The 12026-nt window shown below is 68.7% G+C and carries 13 protein-coding genes; 6 read left to right on the top strand and 7 right to left on the bottom strand.

Features of this window, described 5'->3' with window-relative positions; genetic code table 11:
* The 6 genes from I59_RS03640 to I59_RS21250 all read left to right on the top strand — a co-directional run.
* A partial coding sequence (locus I59_RS03640; RefSeq protein WP_022902708.1) for a murein biosynthesis integral membrane protein MurJ occupies positions 1-2291 on the top strand: 2291 nt, incomplete at its 5' end.
* 80 nt (positions 2292-2371) lie between these two features.
* Positions 2372-3370, top strand: a complete 999-nt coding sequence (gene trxB / locus I59_RS03635) for a thioredoxin-disulfide reductase (protein ID WP_022902707.1) — start codon at positions 2372-2374, stop codon at positions 3368-3370.
* Between the two features lie 83 nt (positions 3371-3453).
* Entirely contained in the window at positions 3454-3780 is a 327-nt protein-coding gene (gene trxA / locus I59_RS03630) for a thioredoxin (protein WP_022832611.1), read from the top strand.
* A gap of 183 nt (positions 3781-3963) precedes the next feature.
* Complete coding sequence (locus I59_RS03625; RefSeq protein WP_022902706.1) at positions 3964-5268, top strand: PLP-dependent aminotransferase family protein; 1305 nt, start codon at positions 3964-3966, stop codon at positions 5266-5268.
* Positions 5269-5307: 39 nt separating this feature from the next.
* The gene (locus I59_RS03620) at positions 5308-6270 is read left to right on the top strand and encodes a D-alanine--D-alanine ligase (RefSeq protein ID WP_022902705.1); all 963 of its coding nucleotides are present in this window, start codon (positions 5308-5310) and stop codon (positions 6268-6270) included.
* A 13-nt stretch (positions 6271-6283) separates the two neighbouring features.
* A complete protein-coding gene (locus tag I59_RS21250; RefSeq protein WP_022902704.1) occupies positions 6284-6913 on the top strand; it encodes an ElyC/SanA/YdcF family protein in 630 nt (209 codons plus the stop codon).
* 512 nt (positions 6914-7425) lie between these two features.
* Here the strand turns inward: I59_RS21250 and I59_RS03610 are convergent.
* The 7 genes from I59_RS03610 to I59_RS03580 form a co-directional block, all read right to left on the bottom strand.
* Complete coding sequence (locus I59_RS03610) at positions 7426-8391, bottom strand: ParB/RepB/Spo0J family partition protein (protein WP_022902703.1); 966 nt, start codon at positions 8389-8391, stop codon at positions 7426-7428.
* Complete coding sequence (locus tag I59_RS03605) at positions 8391-9284, bottom strand: AAA family ATPase (protein ID WP_022902702.1); 894 nt, start codon at positions 9282-9284, stop codon at positions 8391-8393. Before I59_RS03605 ends, I59_RS03610 begins: the two co-directional genes overlap by 1 nt.
* Before the next feature lie 58 nt (positions 9285-9342).
* On the bottom strand, positions 9343-9987 hold the full coding sequence (gene rsmG / locus I59_RS03600; protein ID WP_022902701.1) for a 16S rRNA (guanine(527)-N(7))-methyltransferase RsmG: 645 nt from the start codon (positions 9985-9987) through the stop codon (positions 9343-9345).
* Complete coding sequence (locus I59_RS03595; protein ID WP_022902700.1) at positions 9984-10481, bottom strand: R3H domain-containing nucleic acid-binding protein; 498 nt, start codon at positions 10479-10481, stop codon at positions 9984-9986. Before I59_RS03595 ends, rsmG begins: the two co-directional genes overlap by 4 nt.
* Positions 10482-11444, bottom strand: a complete 963-nt coding sequence (yidC, locus tag I59_RS03590; protein WP_022902699.1) for a membrane protein insertase YidC — start codon at positions 11442-11444, stop codon at positions 10482-10484.
* Between the two features lie 8 nt (positions 11445-11452).
* Positions 11453-11842: a membrane protein insertion efficiency factor YidD gene (gene yidD / locus I59_RS03585; protein WP_022902698.1), complete on the bottom strand. Its 390-nt coding sequence runs from the start codon at positions 11840-11842 to the stop codon at positions 11453-11455.
* Positions 11839-12026 (bottom strand): ribonuclease P protein component (locus I59_RS03580; protein WP_022902697.1); only part of this gene is annotated, 188 nt, incomplete at its 5' end. The genes yidD and I59_RS03580, both read right to left, overlap by 4 nt.

Below are 12026 nucleotides of genomic sequence, written 5' to 3'. Positions count from 1 at the left end.
TCGACTCGGCGCTGCGCGTGGTCCGCAACGACATCGAGGTGAAGGTCCAGAAGGACTCCTCGACCCGCACCACCGTGCCCGTGCAGTCCGTCGCGAACGGCAAGGTGTCGCTCACCATGTCGCTCACCACGCCGACCGGGCAGTCCATCTCCGACCCCGCCGTCGTCGACCTGAACGTGCAGGCGCAGTGGGAGACCGTGATCACGGCCGTGGCGGGAATCGCTCTCGTCGCGATCTTCGGCTTCGGCATCTTCCGCAGCATCCGCAAGCGCGCGCGGCGCCGCCGCGGCGAGCTCGACGACGACGATGACGACGACCCGAACCGGCCGCTGGCCGACCAGCCCGACCTGCCTGGAGGCACGGCACCGGTCCGCCACGCCGCCGCCGTCCGGCAGGCGGCCGGCCCGGCCCCCGCCCGGTCCGCGGCCGCGCCAGCGTCCGCCGGTGCCGCGCCCGCGTCCGCCGACGCCGCCGGGGCTGCATCCGTCGGGGCTGCATCCGTCGGTTCCGCGACCGGGTCCGCCGGGGCCGCCCCGCGCCTCCAGGCCGCTGCCCGGGGACGCGAGGAGCACGCCGAGCCGACCGCCGACCAGCCCGTCCCCGAGGAGTCCGCCATCAGCGCCACCCAGCCCCAGCCCGCCGTCGACGCCGAACCCGTCGCCGAGCGCAGCCTCGGTCGGGCGAGCGCGATGCTCGCGGCGGGCACGATGGTCTCCCGCGTGCTCGGGTTCGCGAAGACGATCATCCTGGCCTACGCGATCGGCCAGCAGGGCTCGGTGTCCGCCGACGCGTTCGCGGTGTCGAACCAGCTGCCGAACAACATCTACGCGCTCATCGCGGGCGGCCTGCTCTCCGCGGTCCTCATCCCGCAGATCGTCCGGTCCATGCAGCAGCACGCGGACGGCGGGACGGCGTACGTCAACAAGATCGTCACCCTGGGCGGCTCGGTCTTCCTCGTCATCACGGTGATCGCGACCGCGCTGGCTCCGGTCCTCGTGGGGCTGTACAGCATCCAGGGCGGTGACGGCTCGAAGGGCTTCACCCCCGCCCAGACCGACCTCGCCGTCGCGTTCGCCTTCTGGTGCCTCCCGCAGATCCTCTTCTACGCGATGTACTCGCTGCTCGGTGAGGTCCTCAACGCGAAGCAGGTCTTCGGTCCGTTCACCTGGGCTCCGCTCATCAACAACGTCATCGCGGTCAGCGGCCTCATCGTCTTCATGGCCCTGTTCGGCGACCGCTCCGCGAACGCCGGACTCGACGACTGGACCCCGGCGAAGATCGCGGTCCTCGCCGGCAGCGCGACCCTCGGCGTCGTCGCCCAGGCCGCGTTCCTGCCGTTCTTCTGGCGTCGCGCAGGGCTGACGTTCCGACCGGACTTCCGCTGGCGGGGCGTCGGTCTCAAGGCGACCGGGACCGCGGCGGGCTGGTTGTTCGCGATGATCCTGGTCACACAGCTCGCCGGCCTCGTGCAGTCGCGCATCTCGTCACTCGGCACGGGCGAAGCGGGCAACGCCGTGCTCCAGAACGCCTGGCTGTTGTTCATGCTGCCGCACTCGATCATCACCGTGTCGATCGCGACGGCGTACTTCACGCGGATGAGCCACGACGCCGAGCGGGGCGACATCGCCGCCGTCCGACGGAACCTCTCGCTGAGCCTGCGGATCGTCGGGCTGTTCACGGTGTTCGCGTCCGTCGCGCTCATGGTCGTCTCCGTCCCGTTCGGCCGCATCTTCGCGAGCACGTTCGGTGGTGCGCTGTCGATCGGGGCAGTGCTCCTCGCCTACATGCCGGGGCTCGTCCTGTTCAGCATGCTGTTCGTGATCCAGCGGGTCTTCTGGGCGATGCACGACCACCGCACACCGTTCCTGATGCAGTGCGTGCAGTCGGTCCTGTTCGTCATCGGCGCCCTCGCCGTGTCGACGCTCCCCGACCAGGCGATCGGGTTCTCGATCGCGGCCTGCACGACCCTCGCGGGATCCGCACAGACGGTCCTCGCGCTCGTCCTCGTGTCCCGCCGACTCAAGGGCATGGAGGGGCCGAACGTCGTCCGGTCCCACCTGCAGTTCATCGTCGCGGCACTCATCGCCGGCGTCGTCGGGCTGGCCGTGGTGTGGTTCTTCGGCGCCTTCACGCCGAGCGGCTTCGCGATGGCGGACGCCACCGGTGCGGTCGTCACGATCCTCCTCACCGGGGTCGTCATGGCGGCGGTCTACTTCGGCGTGCTCGCCGTCGCCCGCAACCAGGAGATCCGCGGCGCCGTCGACATCGTGCGAGCGCGCCTCGGCCGGTGACCGCGCTGCACGGTGCCGTGGAATGCCGCGCCGGTAGCATGTGTTGACCCGGTCAGCACTCAACGGAAGGGCAGCGAGGCATGCGCCAGCTCATCATCATCGGTTCCGGTCCGGCCGGGTTCACCGCCGGCATCTACGCCGCGCGCGCGGAGCTCAAGCCCCTGATCGTCGCGTCCAGCGTCGAGACGGGCGGCGAGCTCACCAAGACGACGGAGGTCGAGAACTTCCCCGGCTTCCCCGAGGGCATCCAGGGCCCCGACCTGATGATCAAGATGCAGGAGCAGGCCGAGAAGTTCGGAGCCGAGGTCCTGTACGACGACGCCGTGTCGGTCGACCTGACCGGTGAGGTCAAGAAGGTCACCGTCGGCTCCGGCGAGACGTTCGAGGCCCTCGCGGTCATCTACGCCACCGGCTCGGCGTACCGGCACCTCGGCCTCCCCGACGAGGAGCGCCTGTCCGGCCACGGTGTCTCGTGGTGCGCGACCTGCGACGGGTTCTTCTTCCGGCAGAAGAACATCGCCGTCGTCGGTGGTGGCGACTCCGCGATGGAGGAGGCCACGTTCCTCACGCGCTTCGCCGACAAGGTGACGGTGATCCACCGCAAGGACACCCTGCGCGCCTCCAAGATCATGCAGGACCGCGCCCACAACGACCCGAAGATCGAGTTCGCGTGGAACAAGGAGGTCATCGGCATCGACGGTGAGTCCTCCGTGACGGGCGTGCAGCTGCGCGACACCGTCACCGGTGAGACCTCGTCGCTCGAGCTCGACGGTCTCTTCATCGCGATCGGCAACGACCCGCGGACCCATCTCATCCACGGGCAGATCGACATCGCACCGGAAGGCACGATCGCCGTCCAGGGTCGCTCGTCGAAGACCAACCTCCCGGGTGTCTTCGCCGCGGGCGACGTCATCGACCCGACCTACCGGCAGGCGATCACGGCTGCGGGCTCCGGCACGGTCGCGGCGCTGGACGCCGAGAAGTACCTCGCCGAGCTCGACGACGCACTCACCGGGCCGGCAGAGGGCGCGACCCTCGAGTCCCCGGTGACGATCGACGTCGAGGCCGCTCGGGCCTGACCCCGGGGAATACGACGACGGCTCGGCCGTTGTACCCACCGAACGACTTCTCGGCTGCGACCGGGATCCACGAAGGAGCACACATGTCCAACGCCAAGGCAGTCACCGACGCCACCTTCTCGGACGAGGTCCTGAAGTCCGACAAGACCATCCTCGTCGACTTCTGGGCCGAGTGGTGCGGCCCGTGTCGCGCGGTCTCGCCGATCCTCGACCAGATCGCCGCCGAGCACGCCGACAAGATCGAGATCGTGAAGCTGAACGTCGACGACAACCCGCAGTCGGCGATGAACTACCAGATCACGTCGATCCCGGCGATGAAGGTGTTCAAGGGCGGCGAGGTCGTCAAGACCGTCATCGGCGCCAAGCCGAAGCCCGCGCTCGAGGCCGACCTCGCCGAGTTCCTCGCGTAATCGCCTGCGACCACCAGAACGCCCCGTCCCCTCCGGGAGGCGGGGCGTTCTCTCGTCCCGGGGCACCTGGGGACCCGGTGGTGCGTTCTCTCACGCCAGAGGCCACCAGCACCGGATCGGACCCCGGGTTTCTCCAGCACATGTCGTAGTGTGGCGGGAATGCCTCAGTGAACGGAGCACACGATGACGAACGGCACCAGCCTCGACCCTTGGTACGACTCCTACGCCCAGCGCACCGCCGGGCTGAGCGCCTCCGAGGTCCGAGCCCTGTTCGCCGTCGCGTCCCGACCCGAGGTCGTCTCGCTCGCCGGCGGCATGCCGTACGTCTCCGCGTTGCCCCGTGAGCTCGTCACCGGCTCGCTCGACCGCGTGATGGCCGAGGACGCGGCCATGGCGCTCCAGTACGGCGGCGGACAGGGCCTCCGGTCCCTCCGCGAGCACATCGTCGACGTGATGAGCCTCGAGGGCATCCGTGCCTCCGCGGACGACGTCGTGGTCACCACCGGCTCGCAGCACGCGCTCGACCTCGTCACGCGGCTGTTCATCGATCCGGGCGACGTCGTCCTCGCCGAGTCCCCGTCCTACGTCGGCGCGATCGGGGTCTTCCGCTCGTACCAGGCCGAGACGGTCCACGTGGCGACCGACGAGCACGGGCTCGTCCCGGAGGCGCTCCGTGAGACCATCGCCAACCTGCGCGCGCAGGGGAAGCGGATGAAGTTCCTCTACACGATCCCGAACTTCCACAACCCGGCCGGCGTCACGATGAGCCGCGAACGCCGTATCGAGGTCCTCGACATCTGCCGCTCGAACGGGATCCTCGTCCTCGAGGACAACCCGTACGGCCTGCTCTGGTTCGACGAGGCGGCGCCGCAGGCGATCCGTTCGATCGACGACGAGGGCGTGGTCTACCTCGGATCCTTCTCGAAGACCCTCGCCCCCGGCTTCCGCGTCGGCTGGGCGCTCGCTCCGCACGCGATCCGCGAGAAGCTCGTCCTCGCGAACGAGTCCGCCGTCCTCGCCCCGAACTCGTTCGGACAGTACGTCGTGAACGCCTACCTCGACGCCGCCGATTGGAAGGGGCAGGTGGACACGTTCCGCGGCCTCTACGCCGAACGTCGCGACGCCATGCTGTCCGCGCTGGGGGAGTTCCTCCCGGACCTCTCGTGGACGAAGCCGAACGGCGGGTTCTTCGTCTGGCTGACCCTCCCGGAGTCGCTCGACTCCAAGGGCATGCTCCCACGCGCGGTGAAGGAGCTCGTCGCGTACACCCCCGGCACCGCCTTCTACGCGGACGGTCGAGGGGGCGGCAACATCCGCCTCTCGTTCTGCTACCCCACGCCCGAGCAGATCCGACTGGGCGTGAAGCGGCTCGCGACCGTCGTGAACGACGAGCTCGAACTCCTCGAGACGTTCGGCCCGGCCACGCGCCCGAACTCAGTCGTCCGCATGTCGTCGTCGGTGTCCGCGCCGCCGCCGAACATCTCCTGATCAGCACTTTCCGTCGTTCCACCCCGGAGGACCACCCGCATGGCCGCGCCTGCCAACCGCCACGTCGTCGTCGTCGCCGGAGGGATCTCGCACGAACGCGACGTCTCGCTCCGCTCGGGCAGGCGGGTCGCTGACTCCCTGACCGGCTACGGTTGGCGCGTCGATCTCCGGGATGCTGACGCGTCGCTCCTGCCTGCGCTCGCGGATTCCCGCCCGGACGTCGTCTGGCCCGCGTTGCACGGCGCCTCCGGGGAGGACGGCGCGCTGCGGGGGATCCTCGAAGCACTCGACGTCCCGTTCGTCGGTTCACGCTCCACGTCGGCGCGCCTGGCGTGGGACAAGCCCACGGCATCGGCACTCGTCGCACGCGCAGGCGTCCGGACGCCGCGCTCCATCACGCTGTCCCACGACGTGTTCCGCGAACTCGGCGCCGTCGGTGTCCTCGACGCGATCGCCGGGGAGCACCCCGTGCCGCTGGCCGTGAAGCCCGCACGTGGTGGCAGCGCCCAGGGCGTGACACTGGTCGATGACGTCAACGACCTGCCGCGGGCCATGGTGACGGCGTACACGTACTGCGACGACGTCGTGGTCGAGCAGCTGATCCGCGGTGTCGAAGTCGCCGTGGGCATCATCGACACCGGCGACGGACCGGTGGCGTTGTCCGCCGTTGAGATCGTCCCACGCAGCGGCACCTACGGGTTCGAGGCCCGCTACAACGCCGGGGAGACCACGTTCTACACGCCCGCGCGCATCTCGGAGGACCGGGCCGCAGCCGCCTCCGCTGCGGCGGTCGCAGCGCACCGGGCGCTCGGTCTGCGACACCTCTCCCGGGTCGACCTCATCATCGACGGTGCCGGTACGCCGTGGTTCCTCGAAGCCAACGTCTTGCCCGGCCTCACCGAGACGTCGCTGGTTCCGCAAGCGCTCTCAGCATCCGGTTTCGACCTTGGATGGACGTACGCCGAACTGGCCGAGCAGGCGATCCGCGACGAACGCCACTGACCCGCGGCCTCGGATGCGCAGGCTCGGCGCCGTCCGTGTTCCACGTGGAACGCTCGAGACGATCGGTGTCGCCTCCGCGGTCGTCGCCGCTATCCTCGGGGCGTCAGAGCTGATCCACGCCCGTGCAGCGCGACGAGGGATCACGAACCGGGCGGGCGTACCAGCCGACCGCCCCGGCGTTGTCGTCGTACTCGGGTTTGCGAACCGCGGCACGAGGATCAACATGGTGAACCGATGGCGAGCTCGCGTGGCGGTCCGGAGTGTTCGGAGACGCCCAGCCGCACGGATCATCTGCAGCGGGGGAGCGGTGTGGGGTACCACTGCAGAAGGCGACCTCCTCGCGCGCTATCTCCGGGAGGGGTTGAGGTGGTCCGGCCCGATCGGCGTGGAACGGGAAAGCCGAAGCACCTGGGAGAACGTCGCCAACGTCGTACCGTTGCTCGGCGATGCCGAGTGGCTCATCTTCGCCTCGGGCAGCCTGCACGCGGAGAAGGCTCGAACGTACCTTCGTCGTCAGCGACCGGACCTCGTACGGCTGATGGTTCCCGGCTCGGACCATCGATGGGGTGAGATGACGGTGGTGAAGCCCTTGTTCGCAGCGGTCGGGCTGTGGAAGCTCGCGCGGCTTCGACGTTCCACGTGAAACGGTGAGCCGGCTGGCTGGCGCATCCTGACTTGATTCGCGTTGAGCGTTCCACGTGGAACACCCAACGCGCCGGGCGCCCTGGGCGCCGTTGTGCGCGCGAATCAGGGGAGGACGGACCCCGGCGCTGCTTCCGGAGTTGTTCCTGCCGGTAGCGGGCCGCATAGGGCACGACACGACAGCCCCAGGGGTCGTCGGTGCGCGCGGAAACCGCTCCAACCCGGACGCGATCGTCCCCGTGACCGACCAAGACGATACCCGGATCGAGGCCGCTGCTTCACGCCGCGAGGGCGGTGCGCTGCGGAGGGACAAGGGGCTCACCCCTCCCCGGAACCCTCTTGGGCTGAATAGCGGCTCTTGATGAGTCGATCGCGCCGACGCCGAGCGATATCGGCAACGACGGACTCGACCTGACGGCGCCGAGGCGACCACAGCGCGACCAGGCCGACGACACTGATACCGGCCTCACCCCGATGCGCGTCCAGCCACCCCACCACGCGCCGACCGGTGAATCAGTTCGCGATGTCGTTGATGCCGAGTTCTCCGAGGATGCGGTTGAGGTCGTCGCCGTTCGCGAAGTCGATCGTCACCGAGCTCTTCCGTGCGCCCACAGCGATCTTGACCCGCGTGTTGAGGCGGTCTCCGAGTCGCTCCGCCAGATCGTCGAAGTGTGCCTGGCGCTTGGATGGCTGGGGCGTCGACTTCGGCGGCGTCTTGGACGAGAGCTGCTGCGCAAGCGCCTCCGCAGTCCGCACGGACAGATCCTCATTGACGATCTTCTCCGCCAGGTACTCCATGGACTCGGCGTCGGGAGCTGCCAGGATCGCGCGCGCGTGACCGGCAGACAGGACGCCCGCGGCTACCCGGCGCTGCACGGGGGAGGGGAGTCGGAGCAGGCGGATCGTGTTCGTGATCTGCGGGCGCGATCGACCGATACGCTGCGCGAGCTGTTCCTGCGTGATCCCGAAGTCGGCGAGCAGCTGCTGGTACGCCGACGCCTCCTCCAGCGGGTTCAACTGGGCCCGGTGGAGGTTCTCGAGCAGTGCGTCCCGCAACATGGCGTCGTCCGGGGTGTCCTTGACGATCGCCGGGATCGTGCTGAGACCCAACTCTTTCGTCGCACGCAGACGCCGCTCGCCCATGATGAGCTCGTACTGCGGCGCGTTGCCCTCTGCGCCGGCGATCGGCCGGACCACGATGGGCTGCAGGACACCGATCTCGCGGATCGAGTGCACGAGCTCCTGGAGCTCCTCTTCGCGGAACTCCTTGCGCGGCTGCTGCGCGTTCGGAACGACATCGAGCGGGTTCAGGTTCGCCAGACGAGCGCCCGGGACGGCCACGAGGTCGTCCGCCGTCGGCGCGGAGGCCGGTGAACCGCCCGTCGGAAAGAAGACGTCGACCGGTCGATCCTGCTGCCCGGAGACCGTGGGGATGAGTGCGCCGATGCCTCGGCCGAGTCCGGTTCGCTTCGGTGCCATCAGTCCTGCGCTCCTCGTGCTGCGATCTCGGATGCCGCCTCCAAGTAGGAGAGCGATCCGGTGGAGTTCACGTCGTACGCGACGACGCTCTGGCCGTAGCTCGGTGCCTCACTGACGCGCACCGAGCGGGGGATCATCGACGTCAGGACCTGATCCCCGAAGTGCTGGCGGACGTCGTTGGCGACCTGGTTCGAGAGGTTCGTGCGCCCGTCGTACATCGTCAGCAGGATCGTCGACACCCGGAGCTTGGGGTTGAGGTGCCGCTCGATCAGCTCGATGTTGCGGAGCAGCTGGCTCAGGCCCTCGAGTGCGTAGTACTCGCACTGGATCGGGATGAGCACCTCTTCGGCCGCGACGAAAGCGTTGATCGTCAGGAGACCGAGCGAGGGCGGGCAGTCGATGAACACGTAGTGGTACGGCTCGTCGAGCGAACCGAGGTACTGGTCCAGGGCCGTCCGGAGCCGCTGTTCCCGCGCCACGAGCGAGACGAGCTCGATCTCCGCTCCGGCGAGGTGGATCGTCGCCGGCACACACCACAGCGTCTCGGACTCGGGGGAGCGTTGAACGGTGTCAGCGATGGGCGCTTCGTCCACGATGACGTCGTAGATGCTCGCAACTTCGGCCTGGTGGTCGACGCCGAGCGCCGTGGACGCGTTGCCCTGCGGGTCCAGGTCGATCACCAGGACTCGAGCGCCCCCGTGGGCCAGCGCGGCCGCGAGGTTGACCGTGGTGGTGGTCTTGCCGACCCCGCCCTTCTGGTTCGACACCGTGATGATGCGCGTCTTCGCTGGCAGTGGGAACTGCTGCGTCGCGATCGCCCGACGGCGACGGTTCAGGTCCGCGATCTCACGGGCCAGCGGCGTCGACGCGTCGTAGTCGGTGGATGAACTCAACGAGTGCCCTCTTCCCCGGTTCATGTTTCACGTGGAACGCGGAGCCCTGCTGCCGGCGTCAGTCAACTGTAGCCCGGAAGACGCGTGTGGTCTCCTCGACCACACCGTCCCCGAGCTCGAGGACCTCGACGTCACTCAGACGCTTCCGCAGGATGACCTTGCGAGCCTTCTCGACCTCGTCCTCGACCCGCGCCCCCTTCATGAGCACCAGCTGCCCGCCGGAGCGGACCAGGGGCACGGTGAGCGGGATGAGCTTCGACAGCGCGCTGACTGCTCGCGCGGTCACTTGGTCGACGGTGATCTCGTCAGCGACGTCCTCGGCGCGGGCGCGAACCACGGCGACGTTGTCCAGACCGAGTCGCTCGACCTCCGAGGTCAGCCAGTCGACCCGTCGCTCCATGGGCTCGATCAACGTGAAGTGCACGTCGGGCCGCGCGATGGCGAGGACCAAGCCGGGCAGCCCCGCGCCGGAACCGACGTCCGCGACGCGACCGTCAGCCTCCAGGAGGGGTGCGAGCAGCACAGAGTTGAGGATGTGTCGCGTCCAGAGCCGCGGGAGTTCGAGCGGCCCGATGAGCCCGAGCTCCTCACCGCGCCGCGCGAGCTCGTTCGTGAACGACCGCGCGAGTTCGGCGCGGTCACCGAACAGCGTCGCCGCAACGGCTGGCTCGGCCTCGAGCTCCGGGGTGACGGCCTCCGTCATCGGGTGACGACGGTGTGCCGGTCCCGCCCCTCGCCCTCGGACTCCGAGTGGAATCCCTTCTCGGCGACGAGGTCGTGCACGAGCTTGCGCTCGTAGGAGGACATCGGGGGGAGTGCGGCCGACGACGAGCCACCCTCGACACGCTCGATCGCGGTGTCCACGAGTCGCTGCAGCTCGGACGCACGAGCGTCACGGGAGCCACCGACGTCGAGGATCAGCCGGCTGAACTCGCCCGTCTCGGCCTGCACCGCGATGCGCGTGAGCTCCTGCAGCGCTGTGACCGTCTCCGGCTTCGAGAGCACCCGCAGGCCTTCGCCGTCGTCCGTGACGGACAGGTAGACCCGACCGCCGCGCTCCTCGATCTCGATGTCGCCGTCGAGGTCGCAGATGTCGAGCAGACCCTCGATGTAGTCGCCGGCGATGTCCGCCTCGTCGCGCTCGACCTCGTCCTGGTCGACCTCGGGTGCCTCGGCCGTGGTGGTGTCGTCCGTCACTTACTTCTTCCCGTTCTTCTTCGCCCGGTTCTTGCCGACCGGCTGCTGACGCTGCGTCGTGACCCGCACGGGCTCGACCTCCACGGCCGTCGCACCGGCACCCGCCTCGGCGAGAACAGGGGTACCCCGGCGCTGGGCCTTCTTCGCGAGTCGGGCCTCACGCGCGAGCGCGGCCTCGGAGCCCGGCGTGGGCATGCTGCGGATGACGAAGTACTGCTGCGCCATGGTCCAGATGTTCGAGGCGAGCCAGTAGAACATGACGCCGAGGGGGAACGAGAGACCCGAGATGACGAAGACCAGCGGGAGGATGTACAGCATCATCTTCTGCTGGCGGTACATCGGAGACTCCTTGGTCTCCGGCGACATGTTCTTCGCGACGAGCTGCAGCTGCGTGATGAACTGCGACGCGGTCATCACGACGATCATGAAGCCAGCGATGACCCGGACTTCCCAGCCCGAGGCGTTCGTGAAGGTCTCGTGCAGCGGAGCGCCGAACAGGGACGCGTTGCCGAAGGAGGCCGCGAGGTCGTTGGTCAGCAGGCCGATGCCCGCCTTGTTGATCTGCGCCTCGTGCAGCACCGAGTACAGCGAGAAGAAGATCGGCATCTGGATCAGCAGCGGCAGGCAGGAGCTCAACGGGTTCGTCCCGGTCTCCTTGTAGAGCGCCATGGTCTCGCGGCTCATGGCCTCACGCGAGAACTGGTCCTTCTTGCCCTTGTACTTGTCCTGGATCTTCTTGAGCTGCGGCGCGACCTCGAGCATGCGGCGCTGCGACTTGATCTGCCGAACGAAGATCGGGATGAGCGCAGCGCGGACCACGAAGGTCAGGAAGATGATCGACAGCACCCAGGTGATGCCCGCGCCGGGGTCCATCCCGAGGTTCTCGAAGACCCAGTGGAAGCCGACGAGGATGGCCGACACCACCCACTTGAGCGGCCAGAGGATGGTTCCGATGATGTCCATGGGGGCGGTCACGCCTTTCGCGTTCGCTGGGAGAGCAGCAGCGGGGCGATCGCAGGCTGCTGGGTCTGCGGGGTCGAGGTCAGGTCGTCGGCCGGGCCGGTGACGAACCCGAAGCGGTTCACGGTGTAGGAACGACGTCGTTCCGGCACGTCGTCGATGCCGCCGGCGGCCCAGGGGTTGCACCGGGCGATGCGCCAGGCGCCCATCGCCGAGCCTCGGACGACCCCGTACTGCTGGATCGCCTCGAGTGCGTACCGGGAGCACGAGGGGTGGTAGCGGCAGACGTTGCCGTAGAGCGGCGAGATCACGGCCCGGTAGGCCCGGAGCACGACGACGCACGCGTTGCGCGGGAGCAACGCGAGGACCCAGGCCACCCGGGCCAGCGGACTGCGGTTCATGCTGCCTTCTCCACTCCGCGCGCGAACGAGCGCGAAACGTCTCCGAGCAGGGTAGGCCATCCGGCCTGCGCAGCGGCTGGCAGTGCGCGGATCACCACGTCGTACCCGGTCGGGGTCTGCGCGAGCAGCTCGTGCGCGATCGCCTTGAGCCGCCGTCGGACGAGGTTCCTCGTCACCGCGTGCC

It is taken from the genome of Curtobacterium sp. B8, assembly GCF_000333315.1.
GTDB lineage: Bacteria > Actinomycetota > Actinomycetes > Actinomycetales > Microbacteriaceae > Curtobacterium > Curtobacterium luteum.
The sequence above is the reverse complement of the archived record's forward strand: the minus strand, read 5'-3'. Positions and strand labels throughout refer to the sequence as shown.